The sequence below is a fragment of the Plantactinospora solaniradicis genome, assembly GCF_042658085.1.
GTDB lineage: Bacteria > Actinomycetota > Actinomycetes > Mycobacteriales > Micromonosporaceae > Plantactinospora > Plantactinospora solaniradicis.
Genome location: NZ_JBHSPR010000010.1, coordinates 828,235 through 849,532 on the forward strand (window position 1 = coordinate 828,235; position 21,298 = coordinate 849,532).

Sequence of the window (21,298 nt, forward strand, 5' to 3'; positions counted from 1 at the left end):
GGACGCATGCGACAGGACGTAGACGTCCAGACGCGGTCTGACGTTAAGCCCCGAGTCCTGCTCAACCAGGACCAGTACGACGCCATGACGCGCGTGCTCGGACTCACCACGGACCCCGCCCGAGCCGAGTTCTTCGGCTACACCGACCGCACCATCCGTCGCGCCCGGAACGGCAGCATCGGCGAGGACTTCATCGCCCGCACGGTCGCCGGATTCAGGGAGCACGAGAGCACGCTCAAGGCCGCCGGTTTCGCCTCTGGCTTCGACGAGGTCTTCCTCGTCGGTCGGCGGGCTGCCTGATGACCGCCGTGACGCTGATGACTGACGAACAGCTCGCAAAGCGGCTCCAGGTCCCCGTCTCGTGGGTCAAGGACAAGGCCAAGGCCGGCGAGATCCCGCACACCTTCATCGGCCGACACCGCCGCTACACGGAGAAGCACTTCGAGCAGATCGTCGCCGCTGGCAATCAGCCCGTTCGCGGGGCTCGCCGCAGGACATCCGGGCGGGCGGCATGATCACCGTCCACCCGCTGCGACTGCGCGCGTTCATCGCCCAGGTCGACACCGGCGCCGGGGCCGACGGCTGCTGGGTCTGGCGCGGCCACACCTCCGGTGACGGCTACGGCGTGTTCGGTCAGCCCAGCACCGGAGCCCACCGAGTGGCCTACGAGCTGATGGTCCGACCCATCCCCGAGGGCAAGAGCATCGATCACACCTGCCACAACCAGGACCGTTCGTGCCCCGGCGGGTCGACGTGCCAGCACAGGTTGTGCGTCAACCCGCTCCACCTGGAAGCGGTGACGCAGGGCGAGAACGTGCTCCGCAGCGCCCACACGATGCCGCACCACAACGCGGCCAAGACGCACTGCCCGCAGGGCCACGAGTACACGCCGGAGAACACCTACTCCCGGCGGACGGCCAAGGGAACGGCGCGCCGGGAGTGCAAGACGTGTCGCCGAACCCGACTGGCCCAGCGCCCCGCCGCCTGACCCCCGCCCCGGGCCGCCCGGCCTGGAGACGAAAAACGGCGCCCCGCATCCCTGCAAGGACAACGCGGAGCGCCCGAACTCCCGAGGACGGTACCAAATGACCGACTCCAAGACACCACAGCAGACCGCCGACCAGGCCGTCGCCGACCTCAAGGCGCTGCTCAGCAAGCCGGCCCAGTCCGCCGAGCCCAACCCGTACGACCCGCGTCAGCCGCGCCTGCACTCGGTCCGCAAGCCCCTCGTCGACCTGGGTGACGTCGCCTCCGGCCGGGTGCCGCTGCCGCCGACGGGTGGTGACCAGCGATGACCCGGCGGAACCGCACCGACATCGCAGCCGACATGCAGCAGGACATGGCCCGGCGCCCGAACGAAGGCGGGGAGTACGCCATCTTCGCCGGCCTGGTCATCGCCATCCACCGCGCCAGCAGGTACGGCACCTACGCCGGAATGACCGACGCCGAGAAACTGGCCGAGATCGGCGAGGTCATCGCCGCGCTGGACATGGTGCACGACGAGGAGGCGGCCCCTGAGGTCGCCGGGGACGGTCGCTGCCCCGCATGCCACCACGAGGCCGAGCACCTGTATGGCGCTGGCTGTGTGGCGCGACCCGGAGGCCAGTTGGGCGTGGGTCGGTGCGGCTGCAAGTACGGGGCAGGTGCGTCGCGATGACCGCCACCCAGATCGCCGCGCTGGTCGAGGTTCACCGCGCCGCCATCAGCCGCATGTCCAACGCCTGCCTGGCCCACGAGGTCGCCCGTGACGCCGCGCTGCCCCGGTCGCCGCTCGCCGACGAGGTGCGGCGGGTCGACGACGCCGAGGTCGAGCGCCGGAAGCAGGCCGCCCGGATCACCAACGCCCTGCTGGCACTCGGCCGCACGTCCCCGGAGATCACCGCCAACCTGACCCGGCTCGGGTTCGTCGGCCGGCGGTGGGCCAGCGACAACTGCCCCGTCTTCCGCTACCTGCGCAGCCTCGATCTGCCGGTCCGGTCGGTGGATTCGATGCTGGTCCGCCTGCTCGACGGCGGCCGGGTGCTGGTGCCGGACGTGATCGGGACGTGGATGGCCGAGTACGACGGCTACGCCTACCCGGCGCTGGTCGAGGCGGTGGCGGCATGAGCCCCGCCGTCATCGCCCTCACCGCGCTCGTCGCGATCCTCGGCGGCATCACCGGCGCCGCCCTCTGCTGGCTGGTCCTCAACCGCCGCAACGAAGCCATGGCCGCCTGCGTACGGGCCACTCAACTCGACACCAGCGCGGACCGGGCGGCCAAGGTCGCTGCCTGGCGGGAGCGGCAACTGTCCCGGGTCACCGCGACCGCCATCAAGCACGGTCGGAGGGCCGCCGCGTGATCGACCAACCCTGGCACTACTCCAACCGCGCCGACAAGCGGGCCCTGCCGCTGGCCGACCGGCACTACAACCGGCAGAAGGTCGGCAGCCCGCAGTTCGTCCCGCCGGGCAGCTGCGTCGTCTTTCTCACCGAGCACGCCGACGCCGTCTGGACCACCTCGAACCCGATCGCCCGGTTCGTCAAGCACGACTGGGCCGGGGCGTGGATGAACAGCCTGTTCCGCCGTGAGCCGGAGTGCGAGTACCTGGCCTCCGACCTGATCGTCGCTGCGGTCGCGGCCACCCGGGCGCACTGGGCGGACGTGCCGGACCTCGGGATGGTCACCTTCGTCGACGCGAACAAGACCCGCCGCAAGCGCGACCCGGGCCGCTGCTACCGACGAGCGGGCTTCACGCACGTCGGCTTCACCAAGGCCGGTCTCTGGGTCTTCCAGCAGCTGCTCGCCGACATGCCGGAGCCGGCGCTCGCCCGGCCGAAGTTCGTGCCTGAGCTCGCGAGGGCCGCCGCGTGAGGCCGGACCCCGAGGGCGTCCGCGCGATGCGGGGCCTACGCAACGCACTCATCGTCTCCGGCCTGACCTGGGCCCTGCTCGCGCCTCTCTTCTACTTCCTGATTCGGAGCGCCACGTCATGACCACGACCACCGAGCACATCGAAACCCCGTCCGACCTCGACACCCTCCGCCGCGCCGCCAACCTGATCCGGTCCCGCGCCAACCGGGCCTCTGGGTCGCCGTGGAAGGCCTCGCCGGTCTGGTCACCCGACTCGGCGGCGACCAGCGCCGTCTACTCCCACGCCTACCCGACCGGCACCGCCGGCAGTGAGGTCGTCGCGTCCGCTCGGCGCCAGACCGGGAAGTCGGGCTACGGCGGCATCCGCAACCCGCACAACGCCGTGCACATCGCGGCCTTCGCCGACCCTGCGGTGGCGTTCGCGGTCGCCGACCTGCTGGACCAGGCCATCGACATCTGGAACAAGCCAATCTCGCTGCCGGCAGTCAGCCCCACCGACGTGGACGCCGTCGACTTCGCCGGGCTGACCCGGTCCGCGCTGTCTATCGCTCGCGCCTACCTGGTGGGAGAGCCGAGATGACCGCCCCGCGCTGGCCCCGCCTCGCCGCCCTCTTCCACCGCACCCGCACCGACGAGCACCCCGGCGCCGACGCCACCTGGTCGCCGCTGGCCGACCTCCCCGCCGACGACGGCCGGCTCATCGCCCCCGCCGCCGACTACGAGCCGCGCCACGCCGCCCAGCACGCGGAGCCCGAGGTCGACCAGACGATCGAGATCCCCGGCGTCATCGCCGTCGACAGCCACGGGATCGCCGTCGACATCCCGCCGCAGACCGTCACCGTCGCCGCCCCGAGCGCCGTGCCCGCCTGGGTCCGGGCGCCGAAGGCCGGCCCCGACACCTTCATCCCCGCCGGTGAGCTGGAACTGACCGGGCGGCTCGACCCGAGGGAGGTCACGCAGTCATGACCGTCACCATCAAACCGACCCTCACCCAGTTCGACGTCACCGTCACCCTGACGGGCATCGACACCGGCCGGGCGTACTCCGAGGGTGTCGTCACCGTCCGCATCCCCGCCATCGGCGCCGACAAGGCGGAAGAGATCGGTCGCGCGCTCGGTCAGGCGATCATCGACACCTCGGACCGCTTCGTGGCCTGGCCGGTTGTCCGTCAACCCGTCAAGGCCCAGGCCGTCAACCCGGAGGTCGAACCCGACACCGACGAGCAGGTGGGTCCCCGCGAGGCGTACCTGCGCATGCGGGCCAAGAGCGAAGGCTTCCCGATCACCGCCTCCGACGTCGACCACGAGCGGCACGTCGACAACTGCAAGGCGTGCCAGGAGCAGGAAGAGGACCGACGGAACCAGTACCAACACGAGCGGCGCCTCGAGAACTCCCGACACGAACTGCTCGGCTTCCTCTACCAGATCCAGGACACCCTCAAGGCGCTCGGCAACTGGAAGGCGGCCGACAAGCCGCTGCCGCCGACCCAGGAGTTCGTCGAGAAGCTGACGGCGGCCGCGCGGAAGACGTCGTCGGCGTACCAGCGGGCGATGAAGTCATGAGCGCGCCGACCACGATCCCCCCGGCCCCGCCGGCACCGACCGAGCGGCCGAACCGCGACCTGGTGTCGTCCTGGCACCTCGGCTCGATGGAGCGATACCTCGACCTGACCGCCCGGCACCGCGTCGCGGAGTACGCGGTTCGGGCCGATCAGCTCATCGCCGAGGGCGCCGACCACAAGGCGGTGATGCAGGCCCTGGGCGCCGCCGAGTACCTCGCGCCGGCCGACGAACGACACCTGCACATCGCCCGGACCGACGCCTACGCGGAACTGCACAGGCTGCGGGGCTGGTACCGGTACACGACCGAGCGCGGTGAGCACGCGGTGTCCGCCGACGCTGTCCGGACCCCTGACCAAGGTGACGTCGGGCGCTACTACGTGATGAGCCCCTTCATGTGGGGGCCCTACCTGGTCAAGGACCGAGACACCGGCACCGTCATGACCCAGGTGCCCGAGCGTGCACCCGCCGACGAGTGGATCGCCCGAGCCGAGGGGACCTGGGGCTCCGAGCCCGTCGCGGTCCAACCGGCGCCTGCTTCGAACCTGCACTGGTCGGAGCGGTCGATCGAGACCGTGGACGTGCTGGCGGGGGTGGCGGCATGAGCGCCGCGATCCTGGCCCGGGGCCTGACCGCCGTGGTCATCGACACCCGACCGTGCGCCCGCTGGGACCCGCGCATGTGGGAGACCGGCAACCCGGGCAACGCCGAAGCCGCCGAGATGTGCGGATGGTGCCCGTTCCGGCCGACGTGCCCGGCGGACAACCCCAACCCGCGAGGCATGGTCGTCGCCGGGGTGGCGTACGACGACTACGGGCACCCGACGGCCCTCGGCGCCGCGCCGGACGAACTGCCGGCGGTGGTGCTCGCAACCAGGGCGCCGCGGCCCTCCGACTACGGCGACGAGATCATGCGCCGCCACGACAACGGAGCCACCTGGGCGCAGATCGCCATCGTGCTGCGGCTGTCCGCCGAGGCGGTCAAGGCGTACGGCCGGCGGCAGCTCGCGGCGCGAGCCAGGCAGCAGGTGGCGGCATGAGCGCCTGGACCGAACAGGACTCCATCAACCTGTCCGCCGCCCTGGTCGCCCACGACGGCTACCGGATGCCGCTGACCGGGGACGAGCGACGGGCCGCCGTCGAGCAGATGATCGCGCTCGGGGTGGACTCGCGGACCGCGGCCGACCGGTTGTGCATGACCGTCGAGCAGTTGTGGTGCTGGTCGCACCGTGCGGGTATCCGCTGGCCCGGTCGCAAGCAGGCGTGGTGGGTGGTGGCCGCCCAGCCGTCGTCGTCCCCGGAGGCCAAGGCCCGGCGCAAGGCCGCTGCGAAGGCCCGGGTGGCGGCGTGACCCGCGACTGCCGCCCGGACCCCACCCGCCCGCGGCCGGACATCGAGCGGGCCCGTGAGGAGTGCACGCACCCGGCGGAGTACCGGCAGCCGGGCGGCCTGTGCGGGTGCTGTGGGTGGGACGGGTTCGGGGTGGCAGGGACCAAGACCAACGGAATCGAGATGGAGGGAGTGGCGTGACTCGTCAATTGGTCGCCACCGGAACGGAGACCCAATCGCTCAAGCAGCGGTTCCGAAACAAGGTCCGGGTCGATCTGGTAACCGGGTGCTGGATGTGGACGGCTTCCGTGGACAACCACGGATACGGACAGATCAACGTCGCTGGCGCGCCGGTCAAGGCGCATCGGGTTTCTTGGATGCTCTTCGTCGGCCCGATCCCTGACGGCCTGACGCTCGACCACCTGTGCCGCGTCGTCAGATGCGTCAGCCCCGACCATCTCGACCCGGTCACACGGTCGGAGAACACCTCTCGCCAGATCGCAGCAATCGGACACCCGAACGCGCTCAAGACCGAGTGCACCAACGGACATGGATTCAGCGAGACCAACACCCGGTACGCGAGTCGAGGTCGTGGGCGGGTCTGCCGGATCTGTCGCGCCGAGGCCAACAAGCGATACCGCCAAGGACGGAGAGCAGCGTGACCGCGCCCAGCATCCAACCCGAGCCCAAGCGCGACAGATATGGGCGCTATCTCCTCCCGGACCCGGGACAGCCGGGCGCGACCAGCACGCTGGCGTGGACCCGGGCAACCACCTTCGCCAAGTCCATCAGTGACACGTTCGGGCTGACGAAGTGGCAACTCCGAATGGCACTCAAGGGCCTGACCATGCGGCCGGACCTGTTCGCCCGGGTGTCGGCCGCCACGGTCGACGACCGGCAGGTGCTCGACCAGGTCGCCGAGGCCGCGAAGGAGGCTGCGGCGTCCAGCTCGGGCGCCAACCTGGGTAGCGCGTTGCACCAGTTCACCGAGCGGCTGGACCGCGGGGAGCAGGTCACCGTGCCGGCGCCCTGGGACGCCGACGTGGCCGCGTACCGCAAGGTGCTGACCGAGGCCGGCATCGAGGTCAACGCCGAGTGGATCGAACGAATCATCGTGGTCCGCCAGTACCACATCGCCGGGACGCTCGACCGGATCCTGCACAGCCCGACGTGGCGGCTGCCCCGCATCGGCGACCTCAAGACAGGCAAGGACCTGTCCTACGGGTGGCTGGAGATCGCGGTGCAGGAGGCGATCTACGCCAACGCCGACGCCATGTGGAACGGGCTCACCGGTCAGTACGAACCCATGCCGGAGGTCGACCGGGAAGTAGGCGTCGTCATCCACCTGCCGGTCGGCAAGGCGACAGCGACCTTGTACGAGGTCGACCTCGTAGCCGGGTGGGAGATCGCCCAGGTCTGCGCCACAGTGCGCGGGCTGCGCACCCGCCGGGACCTGGCCCGGGCGATGCCGGCACCGAAGACCAGCAGCGCCCTGCTGCTGTCCCTGATCCAGCGCGCCACCGGCGAGCCCGAGATGGACCGGCTGTGGGCCGACCACTCCGCGAACTGGACCACCCAGCACACCACCGCGGCCAAGGCACGTCTGGCCGCACTCAGCACCACCAACCAGACCGTCCACACCAACCCATAAGGAGATCATCGTGGACCTGCTCGACAGCATGACCGAGGACAGCACCAACCAGCCGATCGACCTGCTGGCCGACCTCGACGAGGGCGGCGCCCCGGCCTGGATGCCGAAGGAGTCCGGCGACGGGGTGCAGGGCACCGTCATCTCGATCGGATCGACCAAGTCCAAGTTCCCCGACACGGCCACCGGTCAGTTCCCGGACTGCCCCGTCATCACGCTGCGCCAGACCGACGGCAGCGAGATCCGGGTGACCGCGTACCAGTCGATCCTCCGCAAGGAGATCAACGACGCGGGTGTGCAGGTCGGCGACCTGTTCGCCGCTAAGTACTTTGGCAAGAAGGACAACAAGGCGGGTACCGGTTCGTACCACCACTACAAGGTGGCCGTCCGGCCCGGCCCGCGTGCGTCGACCCCGCCGTACCGGGCCGCCTGACCATGACGGTGATCGGTGACAGCCGGCTCCCCACTCGGTTCTGGGACAAGGTCACCGTGTCCCAGACCGGGTGCTGGGAGTGGACGGCAAGCACCCGGGCCGGCGGGTACGGCTACTTCTACTGGCAAGGGCGGGATGACCTGGCACACCGGGTCGCCTACGCGGTGCTGGTGGCCACCGTGCCCGGGAAGCTGTCGCTCGATCACCTCTGCCGGGTGAGGCACTGCGTCAACCCCGACCATCTGGAGCCCGTCACACACCGCACGAACGTCCTGCGGGGTGAGGCACCGACCGCCCAGAAGGCGCGAGCCACGGAATGCCCCAACGGGCACCCGTACCCAGATGCCCAGGCACCGGGCAACCGCCGGTGCGTCCCGTGCGGCCAGGACCAACTCAGCCGGAAACGGGAGCGGTACGCGACGGACCCGGCGTACCGAGCGCGGGCGATCGAGAGATCGCGTAACCGGTATCGGCACCTACGAGCAGCCAACCCCGCCCGGACCTGATCCGGCCCACCTGACTGGTGCACCAGCAGCCTTCCCCGGTGCTGGTGCACCTCCCAGGCAGACCGGCTCCACTGCCCAGCCACCACCCGCACCACGACATAGCAGGAGGGATCTCATGGACCTCGGTCCCCCGGTTCACCCCGGCCAGGTCGGCACCTTCTCGTTCGCCAGTTCCCTCAACGCGCAGTACACCGTCGGCCGCGAACCGGCCATCCGCGCCGCCATGTTCCTCGCCGAGCACGAGCCCTATCTGGCGCTGGACATCGAGACCGAGGGTGTGGACGCCCTGGCAATGCGGCTCAAGGTGGTCACCGTCGGGTCGGCCAACCACGCCGTGGTGCTCGACCCCCGCGACCCGGCCCAGGCCGACGCGGTCCGCCGGGCCCTGGAGATCGCCCGAGTGCTCGTCGTGCACAACAGCCCGTTCGACGTGCCGGTGCTCGTTCGGCACGGGCTGATGCGCCTGGCCGACGTCAGCAAGGTCAAGGACACCCTGGTGTACTGCCGACTGGCCGAACCCGACGAGCGCACCAGTAAGTCGCTGCTGGCGGCCGGGCACCGGTACCTGCACACCAGCAAGGACGACGTGCTGGGCAGCGCGTTCAAGGCGCTGGGCCTTACGAAGTCGGCCGGCTTCAAGACCTTCGACATCGACCGGCCGATTTACGTGCAGGGCGCCGCATTCGACGTCATCCTCACCGCCCGGCTGCTGCCGGTGGTCCGGGCCGCGGCGTACGACCGACTGACCAAGGACCACCCGTTCACCTCGTGGGGCGTCTCCGGCGCCGACGCCGACGAACTGGTCGAGCGCGAGCAGACGATCAACCACATCTTCGTGCGCCGATCCGCGGTCGGGATCCGGGTGGACCTGGAGTACCTCGACGGGTACCGGGCCGACGTCCGGGCCCAGCAGGACGCCGACCGGGCGCTGCTGGAGGCCGAGGGCGTTCGACCGGGTCACGGCGGCTCGCTGACCGGGTGGCTCGACCAGCGCGGTCTGCTGCCGGAAAACCACCCGCGCACCGAGAAGACCGGCGCCCCCGCGGCGACCAAGGACGCGCTGGCCCGGCTGGAGCACCCCGTGGCGGTGGCCTTCGTCCGGCTCAAGCAGACCGAGAAGATCGAGAGGGACTACCTACAGAAGGTGGTCGACCTGTCCGACGAGCACGACCGGATCCACCCAACCACCACGATCCTCGGTGCCGCGACGGGCCGGATGTCGATGTCGGGGCCGCCGCTCCAGCAGTTCAGCGGACCGGCCCGGGGGATCCTGCTCGCCGACCGAGGCGACTCGCTGACCTCGATCGACTGGTCTCAGATTGAGCCGGTCGTCGCCGCGAACATCGCACGGGACCAGGCCGTGCTGACCGGGTACGAGGACGGATCCTCGGACCTCTACACCACGGTGGCCAAGGCTGCGGGCATCGTCCGTAAGAAGGCCAAGGTCATGCTGCTGGCCCAGATGTACGGCGAGGGTATGACGAAACTGTCCCAGGACCTCGGGATCAACATCAAGGACGCCTGGGAGCTGCGGGACACGGTGTTCCGGGCAATGCCCCGGGTCGGTCGACTGATCAAGAAGCTGCGGGACATCGGCGAGCAACACCGCCTGGTGTTCACGCTGTCCGGGCGGATCGTCCCGGTGCCGTCCGGCCAGTTCGGCGTCGCGGTCCACAAGGCGGTCAACTACTTCGTCCAGGGCGGGGCGTACGACGTGCTCGCCGACACCCTGATCCGGATCGACCAGGCCGGTCTGTCGGACGCGGTGTATCTGGCGATGCACGACGAGCTCGTGGTGAGCACCGCGGCGGCCGAGGACGTCCGGAAGATCATGGAGTCCCCGCCGGAGCGGCTGTGCCGGATGTCCGGCCGGGTGCCGGTCCTACGTACCGACCGGGCAGACCTCGGTGACCGGTGGAGTGAAGCGTGATCGCCAACGACCTGTTCGCCGCCTGCTTCGGCATCGTGCCGGCCGGCGACGAGGAGGCTCTGGTCCGGATCGTGCGCAACGCGGTCCGGAACGGGTTCGCCGTCGTGCCGATCGCGCCCGGGGCCAAGAACCCGATCTGCACGCTGACCGCCCGCCAGGCGAAGGCCGCGGACCGGGAGGCCAAAGACGCTGCCCGGGAGCGCGGAGAGCGCAACTGGGAACGCAAGCAGCACGAGTGCGGCATCGCCCACGCACTCACCGACCCCGCGATCGCCACCAGGGTGGTCGGCCGGCTGCTCAAGGAGCGCGGCGCGATCAACATCGGCGTCGAGGTCGGCCGGTCCCGAATGCTGATGGTCGACGCGGACACCGCCACCGAGCTGGCCGGGTTCCTCGCCGACTGGTCCGAGCGGTCCGGGCAGGACATGACCGGCCGCCGTCCGACCGTGACCACGCCAGGCAAGGTGAAGACAACCGCGGCCGGAGAAGAGAAGTGGGTCCACAAGGACGGCGGGCACTTCTGGTTCACCCTGCCGGAGGACGTCGACCTAGCGGGTCTGCCCGGTCAGGGGACGCTGCGGGCCGACTCCGGGTGGGTCGCGGTGTGGCGGGACCATCAGGCCCTCGTGCCGCCGTCGGTGCGCGCTGAGGGTCCGTACGCCATCACCGGCCAGGTCGAGCCGGCCCCGGACTGGATAATCGAGCGGATCCGGGAGCACGCCGCGGCCTGGGCTGAGCGACGCACCAGGCAGGCCGAGCGGGTCCACCACGACGGTGACCCGATCGACGTCTGGTCGGCAACCACGCCGTGGGCCGACCTGCTTCTGCCCGACGGTTGGACCGACACCGGCATCCCGGACCGGTGCGGGTGCCCGATCTGGACGCGGCCGGGCGACCCGGGCCACTACAAGAGCGCGACCGCTCACGACCTCGGCTGCACCCACTACGACCTCGACGCCGGCCACGGCCCGCTGCACATCTGGACCGACAACCCGCCGGACTTCCTGGCCGACGCCGTGGTGACCCACGGGACTCGCACCATCACCAAGCTCCAGTACGTGGCGTGGCGCGATCACGAAGGCCACAGCGGCGCGGCGATGAGTGCCCTGGACCTGGCGGCGATCGGCGGCCAGAGCGCCACCGCGGCGGCCGAGCTAGACGCGATGCTCGACGGGCTGGAGAAGGCGGCGCAGCCGGCTCCTGATCAGGCGCCTGACCTGGACCCCGAACCTCCCGTGTCCAGTGAGACCACGGGTGAGACCGGTGAGACCAGCAGGGTGGAACCACCCGCTGACGATGATGCGGCAGCCATCCGGGCGCAGCTCGACGCCGACCCGAACCTGCGCAAGGCAGTGGCCGACCTGCACCAGCGGGACAAGGCCCGGGACCTGTACGACAAGATCCGGAACCTCGGAGAAGCCAAGGACCTGCGCGACCGGCTCAATGGCGCGATGGACCGCCTCAGCGAGATCCCGGAGGAAGACGAGGAAGACCTCTGGCGGATCCAGGACCTGTGGATGCAGGGACAGACGGTGCTGCTCACGGCGAAGTACAAGGCCGGCAAGACCACGATGATGCTCAACGTCATCCGGTCTCTGGTCGACGGCAAGCCGTTCCTCGGGCAGTTCGAGACCACGCCGATCGAGGGCAACCTGCTCATCGTCAACGCCGAGATGACCCGCAAGCAGTTCCGTCGGTGGCTACGCGAATCCGACATCGTGCACCGGGAGAAGGTCTTCGCACTCCACGTCCGAGACGCTGGGCCGTCGTCATTCAACCTGCTCGACCCCGGAGTCCGAGACCTACTGATCAAGAAGATCAACGAGGTCGACGCCCGCGCGCTGATCCTCGACCCACTCAACCCGCTGCTGGCTGGAGCTGGGGTCGACGAGAACGCATCCGCAGACGTGGCGCGCTGGTTCAACGCGCTCAAGGAGGTCGAACAGGCCACCTCGATCGAAGACACCCTGCTTGTACACCACTTCGGCCACAACGGTGAGCGGGGCCGTGGGTCCTCGAAGTTCATGGACCACCCGGACGCGCTCTGGACGTACACCGTCGAGGACATACCGGAGCCAGACGACGATGACGACGACCTGCTGGGACAGATCGAAGCGGCACCGGCACCGCGGTTCCTCAAGGCCATCGGCCGGGACGTGGAACTGGCCAAGAGCCGCATCGAGTACGACCCGGAAACGCGGACGCTGACCATGCCCGTCATCGGCGGGGGCGCCACTCGCGGAGCGACGAAGAAGGCGGCAGCGGACGCGCGCAAGAAGAAGCTGGCCACCAAGATCTTTGCGGAGATCGAAAATCTGCCAGGCATCACCTCCAACAAGATCCACGAGGAGGTCGGCGGCAAGCGGGGCGAGTTCCAGGCCGTGATCCGAGAGATGCGAGACCGCGGGGACGTGGTCATGGTCAAACGCGGCCGATCGCATCACTACTACCCAGAGTCACCAGAAACCACTGAACCAGACCTGGTGACAGTAGGTGAGACCCATGAGACCCCATGAGACCTGGTCTCAAAGGTCTCACTGGGACAGGTGGGTGAGACCCAACCCCTTTAGGGGGGGTCTCAGTCCCACCCAACGAGTCTCATCGGAGAACCCAAGATCACCGGTCTCACCCACAAACGGGCCGTGGGGTGACTGAGGTGCTTTACAGAGCGTTCACCGTCACCGAGTGTCCGCGGTGCCCGGACCTGATCCTCGTCGGCGTGGTCGGCGGGGTCCGGTACCGGATCGACCGACGGACCATCCCGACCGACGACGCTGCGGTGCTCCGTCGGTACGGCGTTCCGATCCTCGTGCTCGATCGTGGCGTCGACCGTCTGGACGCCGACTGGTGGGTCCCCGAGCAACACGACCTGAGCAAGTCAGGTCGGCACCTCGTCGTGCCGCACGTCTGTAGCTCGGCGCACGCCGCCCGGCCTACTGCCCGCCGCGTCACCCCGTCCCCTTTCGCCATCGCTGACGACAACCCGCCCTACTGAGGAGACCGAGATGACTCAGATCGTCGACCAACCGCCGCCGGCACCGAACGACCGTCCGTCGGTGCAGAGCCTCGTCCGCTCCGACCTCGAAGTCCGCGAGCGGGTCGGCGTCGCCCGCTACGGCACGCCGCTGCAACCGCACAACGGTCGCGACGCCCTGGTGGACGCGTACCAGGAGGTGCTCGACCTGGCGTGCTACCTGCGTCAGGCGATCGAGGAGCACGACAGCCTCCGCGCCTTCGTCGACTGGGTGTCCCGACTCGACCAGCCCGCCCCCGAGCCCGGCGAAGAACTGGCCCGCCGCGGTCTCACCGTCGACCGGGTCGCCGCTGCCGCCCGCCGGACGCTGGGAGCTGCGTCATGAAGCGCCGACCCCGCGACATCGGCACCGCCGCCGAGACCGCCACCGTCCGGTACCTCCAGGCCCACGGCTGGCCCACCGCCGAACGTCGTGCCCTCCGAGGCAACTGCGACGCCGGGGACATCACCGGCACACCCGGTGTCTGCTGGGAGGTGAAGGGCGGGAACGCTGCCCGGACCGCCAGCGACCTTGACATCGAGCGGTGGATGGCCGAGCTGGCCGTTGAGTTCCGCAACGCCCAGGCCGACGTCGGGTTGCTGGTGGTCCAGCGAGCAGGTGTCGGCCCGGCGAACGCGGGTCGCTGGTGGGCGTGGATGCCCGCCTTCCAGCTCAGTTCCCTGATCTTCGAGGTTCCGATCCTGCCGGCCGGCTACACCTTCCCGGTGCGGATGCTGCTCGGCGACGCCGTGTCGCTGCTGCGGTCCGCCGGCTACGGCACCCAGCCCAGGCCCGTTCTCAGCCTCGACGACCCGACGCCCCCGACCGCCCGGTTCGGCGACGACCGCAGCCTGCGGGACCCGGTGGACGTCGTGGCGCTGCCGGAGCGGGTGGCGTCGTGACCGACCGGCAGTGCCCGCTAATCGATCCGATCTGGGACCGACGGTGCACCAAGACGGCCGGCCACGGCGATGCCCACCAGAACGCCGAGACGCCCGGCGAAACGATCACGTGGGGCACCGTGACGCAGGTCCGGGCGTACGAACACGGCGAGAGCACTACCCCTGACTCCCGATAAGGCCCATACCTACGACCACGAAGGAGATCGACGTGACCACGACCCAGGTTCCCGACAAGGTCTTCCGTGAGATCGCGGAGGGCATCGACCCGATCGACCCGGAGGCCATCGCGACCAACCGGTCGTTCAGGGCCACCGTGATCGCCGCGTACATGGTTGGTCGGGCTGAACTGGCCGACCTGCGCGACCGCTTCGCTGCCCTCGCTGAGATTGAGGAGTACATCGGCGAGTCCTGCCAGAACGCCTCCCACAACATCCGGGACGTACTCAACGGCGAGGACCCCCGGCCGGACGCCAGGCAGTGGGGCCTGGAGTGGGCCGACGCCGAGGCCGGAGTCGATCGCACCTAGCCGATAACTGCGACTAACGCACGAGATCAAGAGAGGGACCATGAGCGAACTTCGCGGAGTGATCTACGGGCAGTGCCACCGATGCGGGAGCCAAGACGGGTTGATGTCGACGGTGATCGTGGGGGGCTGGCTCATTCGAGAGCACTTCCTGGCGATCGAGTGCAAGATCCGGAAACGGCGCCGCTCTCGTCGGACAACCGCATAAGCCTTGTTATAGGGGCCAGGAACGATCTAGATAGGAGACGAGACAGGTGAAGCCTCCGGTTCGGTACTACGGCGGCAAGGCCCGGATGGCGGAGCGCGTCGTGTCGATGCTGCCGCCGCACCGGCTCTACGTCGAACCGTTCGCCGGCAGCTGCGCGGTGCTGTTCGCCAAGGAACCCGCTCGGTTCGAGATCATCAACGACCTGTCCGGCGACGTGGTGACCTTCTTCCGCGTTCTGCGCGACCGGCCGGGCGACCTGATCGCGGCGCTCGAAGCCACCCCGTACGCCCGGACCGAGTTCGAGGCCTGCCGGGACGAGGACCTGACCGGCCAGTCCAGCGACGAGATCGAGCAGGCTCGGCGCTGGTGGGTACGGCAGATGCAGGGGTTCAACGCTATCCCCGACCAGAGCAAGCGGGTCGGATGGTCGGTATCGAACGCCAGTTGTAACCCGGCCACCCGGGTCGATGGGTACCTCCGCCGAATGCCGGCCGTGGCGAAGCGCCTGCGCCGGGTCCAGATCGAGCAGCGTTCGGCCGTGAAGGTGGTCGCCCAGCACGGTCGGGCCTCTGATGCAGTTCTTTACGTGGATCCGCCGTATGTCGCGGAGACCCGCAACGACCGTGGCATCGCTTATCAGATGGAGATGACACCGGCGGACCACAGGGCCTTGGCTGCCGCCCTCCACGAGGCGTGCGCGGCGGTGGTTCTGTCCGGCTACGCCTCGCCGCTCTACGACGAGCTGTACGCCGATTGGACTCGGCTCGACATCGCGGTAACCCGACCGACCAGCAACCGGGCCGGAAAGCAGGGCGCGCTCGGTACCGAAGTCTTGTGGCTGAACAGGGCTTTTGACGAAACGCGTCGTGTCTTTGACGAAATGAAGTGTGAGTGCGGGTGCGGGCAACCGCTCGTACGCCTCCCTGTCGGCCGCCGACCAAAGTACTTCTCCGCGCTCTGTCGCCAGAAGGCGTACCTGCGACGAAGGGCGAGCGCGTGACTGACCTCGTACCCGCGCAGCGACCGGGCGACCACCTCGCCCGGCTCGCCGCCGCCTTCATCGCCACCCGCAAGTCGGAACACACCCGCGACGCCTACCGCCGCGACCTCACCGCCTGGCTCAACTGGTGCACCGGCAACGGCGTCAACCCGCTCGACGCCTGGCCCGCCCACGTCCAACTCTGGATGACCCACCTCGAACGCTGCGGCGACGCCGGCACCACTCGCGCCCGCAGGCTCGGCGCCGTGTCGTCCTGGTACGGATGGCTCGTCCGGCACCAGGAAGCCCAACGCAACCCCGCCGACCTCGAACGCGCCGAACGCCCCACCCGGGCACCCCGGCCCGCCCCCGCGCTCTCCGACGAACACGCCGCCGCCCTGCTCGACCGGTCCGACCTCGACACCCCACGCTCCGCCGCCATCGTCTGGCTGCTCATCCACACCGGCATCCGGGTCGGCGAACTGCTGGCCGCCAACACCGCCGACATCGCCGTCGACCGGGGCCACACCGTGCTCCACGTCCACGGCAAGGGAGGCAAGGGCCGGACCGTCACCCTGGTCCCACCGGTCGTCGCCCGCCTCAACGGCTACCTGGCCGCCCGGACCGACACCGGCACCACGCTGGTCCGCACCGACCAGGCCGGAGCCGGCCAGCAGCGTCCGCTCATCGCCACCGCGACCGGGGCCCGGATGGACCGCAAGGCCGTCCGCCTCCTGCTCCGCCGCCTCGCGCGCGCTGGTGGCCTGCCGACCACCGTGGTCGAGCAGCTCACCCCGCACTCCACCCGGGCCACCTACGTGACCGCCGCGCTCGACGAGGGTGTGCCGATCTACGACGTGGCCCGGGACGTCGGGCACGCCTCCACCGACACCACCCGTGGCTACGACCGGTCGCAGTACGACCCGGCCAAGGCCGCTGCCTACCGGCTGATGGGCCGGTTCGGGCGCCACCTCGACCGCACCGACGACCCCGCGCCGCGCTGAGCGGCCAACCCGAGAGGACCCAGACCCATGCGACTGAACGACTTGAACAACCAGGTGAACGAGAGCATCCGCGTCCACCACGCTTCCGGGCACTTCGACCGGGAGGAAGCGATGGCCCGGCTGACCGCAAACGGGCTGACTGAGGTTCAGGCGAAGGACCTGCTGGCGCAGCCGGTGGACGTCGGGCTCTTCCACGAGTACGGGACCTATCCGCCTGAGGTCGACGTAACCCCCTGACGCAGATCGGCGGCCCTCAGGACTGCACCGCCTGAGGGCCGCCCACGCCCCGTAGGAGCGCGCCGTGGATCAAGGCCAGCCTACCGAGGGGGATTCACCACCATGGCCCACCAGACCGCCACACCTCGCCACCCGTCCGTCCTGCACGCCCTGGCCGCCGCGTGGAGCCTCCGCCAGGCCTGGCAGTACCTCTCCGTCGCTGTTGCCCGGGAAGCCCACGCCGTCGCTGCCGAGGCCGACGCGTTCAGCGCCGCCGACGGGATCCGCAGCAGCCAGTGGGGCGCCGGCCGGTCCGGTGGCAGCCACGGCGACCCGACCGGCAACGCGGTGCTCTCCCGCGTCCGATCCGCCGGTCAGTCTCGGCCGCTCGCCGCCCTGGCGAAGTCGACGACCGACACGCTGACGTGGCTCGCCGACACCCTGGGCCTCGCCGCTGGCCCGGATCCGATGTGGCGGATCACCAACGACCTACCCCGGCTCCAGCCCGGTACCGCCGAGCAGCTCCGCCGGTGGCTCGCCGACCACGACACCCGGATCCGGACCACGCTCGGCATCGACCCCGACGAGCACCTGCTCCAGGGCGCCGAGTGCCCCGCCTGTCACCGCCGACCGCTGTACGCCCGCACCGCCGCCCCCGACCCGGCCGACTGGGTGGTGACGTGCGGGACCGGCTGCCTGTGCTCCGGGCAGGGGTGCGGCTGCGGCATGCTGGTGCAGGTGGAGGGCGCGGTGCACATCTGGGACCGGTCGGTGCCGACGGTCGCCGCGATGCTGGGGGCACTGGACGGGCAGCGTACGGAGGGAGTGGCGGCATGATCGATTTGGGCGGTTGGCTACGTGCGCTGGTTGGCGGGAGTATCCAGAGCATCTATCTGGGTGGAGACGAGCGCAGGCAGGTTGTGGCGCGCTGGGTAGCCGAGCACGGCATCGATCCTGACGAGGTGCCGGCCGACGCGCGGATCGAGACGGATCTGCGGCGCGAGACGTTGACCGTGGAGGTTTTCGTTCGCGACAGCGGCGGGCAGTTGGTGCTTCGGGGGCCCAACGAACTGATGCGCACCACCGTCACCGTTCCGCTGCGGTCCCGGGCGCCGTGATCCGCCACGGTGGCCAGCGGTACGGCACCGCCGCCGAACTCGCTACCGCGCTGGGCCCCGACGTCACCGAGGCGATGCTGCGGAACTGGTCGCAGCGCGACGGGCTGGCCCGCTACCGGGTCGGCCGTACGGTCTACTACCTGCTCGACCAGGCGGCCGAGATTGAGCGGTCCAAGCGGGTCAGCGGACGCGGTCGACCCCGCACTCTCGTGACCGCCTGATACGCTTTGATCACACCCGCGATAGGCGAGGTGTCTCCGCAGTCCGGTCGAGCCCCACGCTCCCGGGCTGTTGTTGTCTCCGGCGGTCGGCGCTGGTGGAGATGGTGCGGGATGGTGAGGCGCGGCCGGGTCGGGCGAGGGTCCGGCCGCGCTACCTGCATCGACACTGGATGACCAAGCCGTGAGCAGGCGCTACGCCCTGAGCGCCACGGAGACGGCCTGAGCTACCCGCGTGGTACCTCGGGTGTGGGTAGACGGCGGTTCGTGCCGCGACGGAGGACTAGGGATGGTCAACCGGCCCTGTCTCGACTGTGGCCAGATAGCCGCCGGTACCCGATGCGAGGAATGCAGGCTCGCACGGGGTAGGCAGCGTGACCGACGGCGGGGCACCGCACGACAGCGCGGCTACACCACAGAGCACGAACGCAACCGTGCCACCGTGCTGGCCGAGTCCCGCATCTGCTGGCTGTGTGGCCACGACGGGGCAGACCAGGCGGATGACGTGGTGCCCAAGGCCAAGGGCGGGACCAGCACGCTGACCAATCTGCGCCCGGCCCATGGCACCAAGCCCTGCCCCACATGTGGCGTGCGATGCAACCAGTCACGAGGTGCACGCACGGTCAGCAGTGACAGAGCGTGAACAAGGCAATGTTACGCAGGGTCATGTGCGGTCCCGAAAAAAATCCAGCATCGCAGGTCACCGGACCCCCGGGGCACCCGCCTCGCTTTCTGTACGGTTCCACGGTTCACGGATAGTCACTGCCTGCGATTTCGACTACTGGGGGTGACGAATGCCCGCGACGCCGAAGCACGATCCGGTTCGCCGCAACGCACGCGTCGGCCCGGTGATGCTGCCCGCCGAGGGTCGCAAGGGCGATCCTCCGAAGTGGCCCCTGCCAGGACGGATGGACGCCGCCGAGCGTGAAGCATGGGCCCAGTTGTGGGCTACTCCGCAGGCCGTGGCGTGGGAGCGACTCGGCTGGACCCGTACGGTCGCCCGCTACTGCCGGATGATGGTTCAGGCCGAGAAGCGGGACGCCTCCGCAGCCCTGCTCGGCCAGGTCACGATCCTCGAAGACCGTCTCGGGCTGACCCCGAAGTCGATGCGGATTCTGCTCTGGCAGATCGCCACCGACGAGGTGGGCCAGAAGCGCGAGCAGTCCGAGGGCGCTCGGGGGCGAATCAAGGCTGTCGGCTGATGCCGTGGCGTGGACCGAACGAGCCCGGCGAGTTCCCGACCCTGGGCTACGACGTCGGCGAGTGGATCGAGGAACACGTCGTCATCCCGGACGGCTACCGGATGGGCGAGCCGTACCGGCTGACGGACGAGATGTGGACGTTCCTGATCCACTACTACCGGCTCTACCCGTACGCCGGGCCGTGGCCGGCACCAGATGCCCTGAGGTATACGGGCGCTCAGTTGCGCCGGTCGCAGAAGTGGGGCAAGGACCCGTTCGGCGAGGCCATCATCCTCGCTGAGGCTCTCGGCCCTACCCGCTTCGATGGCTGGAACGCTGCCGGCGAGCCGGTCGGCGCCCCGTACCCAACCCCACTGATCGTCTGCCTCGGCACCTCGGAGGATCAGACGGACAACACCTGGCGACCGCTGCTGTCCTCGGTGCGTAATGGCCCGCTCATCAACCTGTCGGGCATCGAGGCTGGCGAGACCAAGGTGACGCTGCCGGGCGGCGGGAAGATCGAGCCGGTCACCACGAGCGCCAAGGCCCGGCTCGGTGCACCGCTGACGTTCCTGACCATCACGGAGTCGCACCTGTTCACGTTGCAGGGCGGGTTCCGCAAGGTGTGCGGCGCGGTGAAGCGGAACGTCGCCGGCATGGACGGCCGCTGGTTGGAACTCACGAACGCCTGGGATCCGACCGAGGGTTCCGAGGCGCAGGTGACCGCGGAGTCCGGCGACGAGCGGGTGTACGTCGACACCGTCGAGCCCTGCCGGGTTGAGGATCTGAACAACGACGAGGAGCTGTACGCGGAGCTGTTGCGCCAGTATGGCGACAGTGCTCGGGAGCGGGGCGGCTGGGTCAACATCCGTGGCCGGATCATGCATGAGGTCCGGTCGTCGCGGTACATGGAGGCGGACCGGCGCCGGTTCTTCCTCAACGAGATCGTGGTCGGCGAGTCGGTCTTCGTCCTGCCGGAACTGTGGGACCTCCAAGCCAGGCCCGATGCCGGGCTCCGGTCCGGTGACGGGATCGCGCTCGGCTTCGACGGCAGCAAGTACCGGGACGCCACAGCGTTGGTCGCCTCCCGGATTTCCGACGGGCATCTGGTGACGATCCGGGTTTGGGAGCGCCCGAAGCTGGCTCCGGCGGACTGGCGGGTGCCCTCGGCCGAGGTCGACCAGGTCGTGCAGGACACGTTCGGCGCCTACTCGGTGGCGTTCCTGTTCGCGGACCCGTACCGGTGGCAGGACTACCTGGATTCGTGGTCGGCTCGCTGGCCGGACCGCGTGGTCGAGTTCCCGACCAACGTGCAGATGCGGATGGACAAGGCTATCGAGCGGTTCACCACGGCGTTCGCAGGTCGGGAGATCACCCAGGACGGCAGCGAGGTGCTCGGCCGCCACGCGAAGAACGCGGTCATCGTCAAGGGCGACCGCAAACGGGCTCGGCCCGGCGATGACGACCTGCTGCCGACGCATTACCTCAAGCTCGCCAAACGTGGGGACGGCATGTGGATCGATGCTGCGGTGGCCGCCGTGCTGGCCCACGAGGGCAGGGCGCACGCGATCGAGCACGGATGGGCACCGAAGGTCGCAGCACCCGCCCCGGTGATGACCACGGTCGCTGCCCGCTCCGAGACGTACGACCTGGCCAACGCCGGCTTCTGACCCTGAGGGA

Annotated in this window: 34 protein-coding genes; all 34 read left to right on the plus strand. The window is 69.6% G+C overall.

All coding sequences use genetic code 11. The features are described from left to right. Nucleotides 1-6 precede the first annotated feature (6 nt). The gene (locus tag ACFP2T_RS16260; RefSeq protein WP_377422261.1) at nucleotides 7-300 is read left to right on the plus strand and encodes a hypothetical protein; all 294 of its coding nucleotides are present in this window, start codon (nucleotides 7-9) and stop codon (nucleotides 298-300) included. Further along, a complete protein-coding gene (locus ACFP2T_RS16265; RefSeq protein WP_377422263.1) occupies nucleotides 300-515 on the plus strand; it encodes a helix-turn-helix domain-containing protein in 216 nt (71 codons plus the stop codon). The genes ACFP2T_RS16260 and ACFP2T_RS16265 overlap by 1 nt, the downstream gene beginning before the upstream one ends. Further along, nucleotides 512-988 (plus strand): HNH endonuclease signature motif containing protein, encoded by a 477-nt coding sequence (locus ACFP2T_RS16270; RefSeq protein WP_377422265.1) that lies wholly within the window; start codon nucleotides 512-514, stop codon nucleotides 986-988. Before ACFP2T_RS16265 ends, ACFP2T_RS16270 begins: the two co-directional genes overlap by 4 nt. A gap of 97 nt (nucleotides 989-1,085) precedes the next feature. Continuing rightward, entirely contained in the window at nucleotides 1,086-1,295 is a 210-nt protein-coding gene (locus ACFP2T_RS16275) for a hypothetical protein (protein ID WP_377422267.1), read from the plus strand. Beyond that, a complete protein-coding gene (locus tag ACFP2T_RS16280) occupies nucleotides 1,292-1,657 on the plus strand; it encodes a hypothetical protein (RefSeq protein WP_377422268.1) in 366 nt (121 codons plus the stop codon). The genes ACFP2T_RS16275 and ACFP2T_RS16280 overlap by 4 nt, the downstream gene beginning before the upstream one ends. Further along, nucleotides 1,654-2,106: a hypothetical protein gene (locus tag ACFP2T_RS16285; protein ID WP_377422270.1), complete on the plus strand. Its 453-nt coding sequence runs from the start codon at nucleotides 1,654-1,656 to the stop codon at nucleotides 2,104-2,106. The genes ACFP2T_RS16280 and ACFP2T_RS16285 overlap by 4 nt, the downstream gene beginning before the upstream one ends. Beyond that, nucleotides 2,103-2,339 carry a hypothetical protein gene (locus tag ACFP2T_RS16290; protein ID WP_377422272.1) on the plus strand — a complete coding sequence of 79 codons (237 nt, stop codon included), beginning with the start codon at nucleotides 2,103-2,105 and terminating at the stop codon, nucleotides 2,337-2,339. The genes ACFP2T_RS16285 and ACFP2T_RS16290 overlap by 4 nt, the downstream gene beginning before the upstream one ends. Then, the gene (locus tag ACFP2T_RS16295; RefSeq protein ID WP_377422273.1) at nucleotides 2,336-2,851 is read left to right on the plus strand and encodes a hypothetical protein; all 516 of its coding nucleotides are present in this window, start codon (nucleotides 2,336-2,338) and stop codon (nucleotides 2,849-2,851) included. The genes ACFP2T_RS16290 and ACFP2T_RS16295 overlap by 4 nt, the downstream gene beginning before the upstream one ends. Beyond that, the gene (locus tag ACFP2T_RS16300) at nucleotides 2,848-2,973 is read left to right on the plus strand and encodes a hypothetical protein (protein WP_377422275.1); all 126 of its coding nucleotides are present in this window, start codon (nucleotides 2,848-2,850) and stop codon (nucleotides 2,971-2,973) included. The genes ACFP2T_RS16295 and ACFP2T_RS16300 overlap by 4 nt, the downstream gene beginning before the upstream one ends. Next, a complete protein-coding gene (locus tag ACFP2T_RS16305; RefSeq protein WP_377422276.1) occupies nucleotides 2,970-3,431 on the plus strand; it encodes a hypothetical protein in 462 nt (153 codons plus the stop codon). Before ACFP2T_RS16300 ends, ACFP2T_RS16305 begins: the two co-directional genes overlap by 4 nt. After that, nucleotides 3,428-3,817, plus strand: a complete 390-nt coding sequence (locus ACFP2T_RS16310) for a hypothetical protein (protein WP_377422278.1) — start codon at nucleotides 3,428-3,430, stop codon at nucleotides 3,815-3,817. Before ACFP2T_RS16305 ends, ACFP2T_RS16310 begins: the two co-directional genes overlap by 4 nt. Next, complete coding sequence (locus tag ACFP2T_RS16315) at nucleotides 3,814-4,413, plus strand: hypothetical protein (protein ID WP_377422279.1); 600 nt, start codon at nucleotides 3,814-3,816, stop codon at nucleotides 4,411-4,413. The genes ACFP2T_RS16310 and ACFP2T_RS16315 overlap by 4 nt, the downstream gene beginning before the upstream one ends. Then, nucleotides 4,410-5,015 (plus strand): hypothetical protein, encoded by a 606-nt coding sequence (locus ACFP2T_RS16320; RefSeq protein ID WP_377422281.1) that lies wholly within the window; start codon nucleotides 4,410-4,412, stop codon nucleotides 5,013-5,015. The genes ACFP2T_RS16315 and ACFP2T_RS16320 overlap by 4 nt, the downstream gene beginning before the upstream one ends. Beyond that, nucleotides 5,012-5,449 carry a hypothetical protein gene (locus tag ACFP2T_RS16325; protein WP_377422283.1) on the plus strand — a complete coding sequence of 146 codons (438 nt, stop codon included), beginning with the start codon at nucleotides 5,012-5,014 and terminating at the stop codon, nucleotides 5,447-5,449. The genes ACFP2T_RS16320 and ACFP2T_RS16325 overlap by 4 nt, the downstream gene beginning before the upstream one ends. Beyond that, nucleotides 5,446-5,760, plus strand: a complete 315-nt coding sequence (locus ACFP2T_RS16330) for a hypothetical protein (RefSeq protein ID WP_377422284.1) — start codon at nucleotides 5,446-5,448, stop codon at nucleotides 5,758-5,760. Before ACFP2T_RS16325 ends, ACFP2T_RS16330 begins: the two co-directional genes overlap by 4 nt. Next, the gene (locus tag ACFP2T_RS16335; RefSeq protein ID WP_377422285.1) at nucleotides 5,757-5,939 is read left to right on the plus strand and encodes a hypothetical protein; all 183 of its coding nucleotides are present in this window, start codon (nucleotides 5,757-5,759) and stop codon (nucleotides 5,937-5,939) included. Before ACFP2T_RS16330 ends, ACFP2T_RS16335 begins: the two co-directional genes overlap by 4 nt. An 8-nt stretch (nucleotides 5,940-5,947) precedes the next feature. Beyond that, on the plus strand, nucleotides 5,948-6,400 hold the full coding sequence (locus ACFP2T_RS16340; RefSeq protein WP_377422287.1) for an HNH endonuclease signature motif containing protein: 453 nt from the start codon (nucleotides 5,948-5,950) through the stop codon (nucleotides 6,398-6,400). Further along, on the plus strand, nucleotides 6,397-7,389 hold the full coding sequence (locus ACFP2T_RS16345) for a hypothetical protein (RefSeq protein ID WP_377422289.1): 993 nt from the start codon (nucleotides 6,397-6,399) through the stop codon (nucleotides 7,387-7,389). The genes ACFP2T_RS16340 and ACFP2T_RS16345 overlap by 4 nt, the downstream gene beginning before the upstream one ends. Before the next feature lie 10 nt (nucleotides 7,390-7,399). After that, nucleotides 7,400-7,819 (plus strand): hypothetical protein, encoded by a 420-nt coding sequence (locus ACFP2T_RS16350; protein ID WP_377422290.1) that lies wholly within the window; start codon nucleotides 7,400-7,402, stop codon nucleotides 7,817-7,819. 2 nt (nucleotides 7,820-7,821) lie between these two features. Continuing rightward, nucleotides 7,822-8,325 carry an HNH endonuclease gene (locus ACFP2T_RS16355; RefSeq protein ID WP_377422292.1) on the plus strand — a complete coding sequence of 168 codons (504 nt, stop codon included), beginning with the start codon at nucleotides 7,822-7,824 and terminating at the stop codon, nucleotides 8,323-8,325. Between the two features lie 115 nt (nucleotides 8,326-8,440). Continuing rightward, nucleotides 8,441-10,255, plus strand: coding sequence for a DNA polymerase (locus ACFP2T_RS16360; RefSeq protein ID WP_377422294.1), 1,815 nt, complete (start codon nucleotides 8,441-8,443; stop codon nucleotides 10,253-10,255). After that, nucleotides 10,252-12,771 carry an AAA family ATPase gene (locus ACFP2T_RS16365; protein ID WP_377422295.1) on the plus strand — a complete coding sequence of 840 codons (2,520 nt, stop codon included), beginning with the start codon at nucleotides 10,252-10,254 and terminating at the stop codon, nucleotides 12,769-12,771. The genes ACFP2T_RS16360 and ACFP2T_RS16365 overlap by 4 nt, the downstream gene beginning before the upstream one ends. A 140-nt stretch (nucleotides 12,772-12,911) precedes the next feature. After that, nucleotides 12,912-13,250: a hypothetical protein gene (locus ACFP2T_RS16370; protein ID WP_377422297.1), complete on the plus strand. Its 339-nt coding sequence runs from the start codon at nucleotides 12,912-12,914 to the stop codon at nucleotides 13,248-13,250. A 10-nt stretch (nucleotides 13,251-13,260) separates the two neighbouring features. Further along, entirely contained in the window at nucleotides 13,261-13,614 is a 354-nt protein-coding gene (locus tag ACFP2T_RS16375) for a hypothetical protein (RefSeq protein ID WP_377422299.1), read from the plus strand. Continuing rightward, the gene (locus tag ACFP2T_RS16380) at nucleotides 13,611-14,171 is read left to right on the plus strand and encodes a hypothetical protein (RefSeq protein WP_377422301.1); all 561 of its coding nucleotides are present in this window, start codon (nucleotides 13,611-13,613) and stop codon (nucleotides 14,169-14,171) included. The genes ACFP2T_RS16375 and ACFP2T_RS16380 overlap by 4 nt, the downstream gene beginning before the upstream one ends. Nucleotides 14,172-14,379: 208 nt before the next feature. Next, complete coding sequence (locus tag ACFP2T_RS16385; RefSeq protein ID WP_377422303.1) at nucleotides 14,380-14,697, plus strand: hypothetical protein; 318 nt, start codon at nucleotides 14,380-14,382, stop codon at nucleotides 14,695-14,697. A 251-nt stretch (nucleotides 14,698-14,948) separates the two neighbouring features. Further along, nucleotides 14,949-15,902, plus strand: a complete 954-nt coding sequence (locus tag ACFP2T_RS16390) for a DNA adenine methylase (protein ID WP_377422305.1) — start codon at nucleotides 14,949-14,951, stop codon at nucleotides 15,900-15,902. Continuing rightward, entirely contained in the window at nucleotides 15,899-16,885 is a 987-nt protein-coding gene (locus tag ACFP2T_RS16395; protein WP_377422307.1) for a tyrosine-type recombinase/integrase, read from the plus strand. Before ACFP2T_RS16390 ends, ACFP2T_RS16395 begins: the two co-directional genes overlap by 4 nt. A 27-nt stretch (nucleotides 16,886-16,912) precedes the next feature. Continuing rightward, nucleotides 16,913-17,122, plus strand: coding sequence for a hypothetical protein (locus tag ACFP2T_RS16400; RefSeq protein ID WP_377422309.1), 210 nt, complete (start codon nucleotides 16,913-16,915; stop codon nucleotides 17,120-17,122). 102 nt (nucleotides 17,123-17,224) lie between these two features. Then, complete coding sequence (locus ACFP2T_RS16405) at nucleotides 17,225-17,938, plus strand: hypothetical protein (RefSeq protein ID WP_377422311.1); 714 nt, start codon at nucleotides 17,225-17,227, stop codon at nucleotides 17,936-17,938. After that, a complete protein-coding gene (locus ACFP2T_RS16410; RefSeq protein ID WP_377422313.1) occupies nucleotides 17,935-18,219 on the plus strand; it encodes a hypothetical protein in 285 nt (94 codons plus the stop codon). The genes ACFP2T_RS16405 and ACFP2T_RS16410 overlap by 4 nt, the downstream gene beginning before the upstream one ends. Continuing rightward, the gene (locus tag ACFP2T_RS16415) at nucleotides 18,216-18,440 is read left to right on the plus strand and encodes a hypothetical protein (RefSeq protein ID WP_377422314.1); all 225 of its coding nucleotides are present in this window, start codon (nucleotides 18,216-18,218) and stop codon (nucleotides 18,438-18,440) included. Before ACFP2T_RS16410 ends, ACFP2T_RS16415 begins: the two co-directional genes overlap by 4 nt. Before the next feature lie 791 nt (nucleotides 18,441-19,231). Next, nucleotides 19,232-19,639 (plus strand): hypothetical protein, encoded by a 408-nt coding sequence (locus ACFP2T_RS16420; RefSeq protein WP_377422316.1) that lies wholly within the window; start codon nucleotides 19,232-19,234, stop codon nucleotides 19,637-19,639. Continuing rightward, nucleotides 19,639-21,288 (plus strand): hypothetical protein, encoded by a 1,650-nt coding sequence (locus ACFP2T_RS16425; RefSeq protein WP_377422318.1) that lies wholly within the window; start codon nucleotides 19,639-19,641, stop codon nucleotides 21,286-21,288. The genes ACFP2T_RS16420 and ACFP2T_RS16425 overlap by 1 nt, the downstream gene beginning before the upstream one ends. Nucleotides 21,289-21,298: the final 10 nt, after the last annotated feature.

Excerpts from the sequence above, each read along its gene's own strand:
- ACFP2T_RS16260 (WP_377422261.1), top strand. The coding sequence starts at position 7 with ATGCGACAGGACGTAGACGTCCAGACGCGGTCTGACGTTAAGCCCCGA.
- ACFP2T_RS16265 (WP_377422263.1), top strand. The coding sequence starts at position 300 with ATGACCGCCGTGACGCTGATGACTGACGAACAGCTCGCAAAGCGGCTC.
- ACFP2T_RS16270 (WP_377422265.1), top strand. The coding sequence starts at position 512 with ATGATCACCGTCCACCCGCTGCGACTGCGCGCGTTCATCGCCCAGGTC.
- ACFP2T_RS16275 (WP_377422267.1), top strand. The coding sequence starts at position 1,086 with ATGACCGACTCCAAGACACCACAGCAGACCGCCGACCAGGCCGTCGCC.
- ACFP2T_RS16280 (WP_377422268.1), top strand. The coding sequence starts at position 1,292 with ATGACCCGGCGGAACCGCACCGACATCGCAGCCGACATGCAGCAGGAC.
- ACFP2T_RS16285 (WP_377422270.1), top strand. The coding sequence starts at position 1,654 with ATGACCGCCACCCAGATCGCCGCGCTGGTCGAGGTTCACCGCGCCGCC.
- ACFP2T_RS16290 (WP_377422272.1), top strand. The coding sequence starts at position 2,103 with ATGAGCCCCGCCGTCATCGCCCTCACCGCGCTCGTCGCGATCCTCGGC.
- ACFP2T_RS16305 (WP_377422276.1), top strand. The coding sequence starts at position 2,970 with ATGACCACGACCACCGAGCACATCGAAACCCCGTCCGACCTCGACACC.
- ACFP2T_RS16310 (WP_377422278.1), top strand. The coding sequence starts at position 3,428 with ATGACCGCCCCGCGCTGGCCCCGCCTCGCCGCCCTCTTCCACCGCACC.
- ACFP2T_RS16315 (WP_377422279.1), top strand. The coding sequence starts at position 3,814 with ATGACCGTCACCATCAAACCGACCCTCACCCAGTTCGACGTCACCGTC.
- ACFP2T_RS16320 (WP_377422281.1), top strand. The coding sequence starts at position 4,410 with ATGAGCGCGCCGACCACGATCCCCCCGGCCCCGCCGGCACCGACCGAG.
- ACFP2T_RS16325 (WP_377422283.1), top strand. The coding sequence starts at position 5,012 with ATGAGCGCCGCGATCCTGGCCCGGGGCCTGACCGCCGTGGTCATCGAC.
- ACFP2T_RS16330 (WP_377422284.1), top strand. The coding sequence starts at position 5,446 with ATGAGCGCCTGGACCGAACAGGACTCCATCAACCTGTCCGCCGCCCTG.
- ACFP2T_RS16355 (WP_377422292.1), top strand. The coding sequence starts at position 7,822 with ATGACGGTGATCGGTGACAGCCGGCTCCCCACTCGGTTCTGGGACAAG.
- ACFP2T_RS16360 (WP_377422294.1), top strand. The coding sequence starts at position 8,441 with ATGGACCTCGGTCCCCCGGTTCACCCCGGCCAGGTCGGCACCTTCTCG.
- ACFP2T_RS16375 (WP_377422299.1), top strand. The coding sequence starts at position 13,261 with ATGACTCAGATCGTCGACCAACCGCCGCCGGCACCGAACGACCGTCCG.
- ACFP2T_RS16380 (WP_377422301.1), top strand. The coding sequence starts at position 13,611 with ATGAAGCGCCGACCCCGCGACATCGGCACCGCCGCCGAGACCGCCACC.
- ACFP2T_RS16400 (WP_377422309.1), top strand. The coding sequence starts at position 16,913 with ATGCGACTGAACGACTTGAACAACCAGGTGAACGAGAGCATCCGCGTC.
- ACFP2T_RS16405 (WP_377422311.1), top strand. The coding sequence starts at position 17,225 with ATGGCCCACCAGACCGCCACACCTCGCCACCCGTCCGTCCTGCACGCC.
- ACFP2T_RS16410 (WP_377422313.1), top strand. The coding sequence starts at position 17,935 with ATGATCGATTTGGGCGGTTGGCTACGTGCGCTGGTTGGCGGGAGTATC.
- ACFP2T_RS16420 (WP_377422316.1), top strand. The coding sequence starts at position 19,232 with ATGCCCGCGACGCCGAAGCACGATCCGGTTCGCCGCAACGCACGCGTC.
- ACFP2T_RS16425 (WP_377422318.1), top strand. The coding sequence starts at position 19,639 with ATGCCGTGGCGTGGACCGAACGAGCCCGGCGAGTTCCCGACCCTGGGC.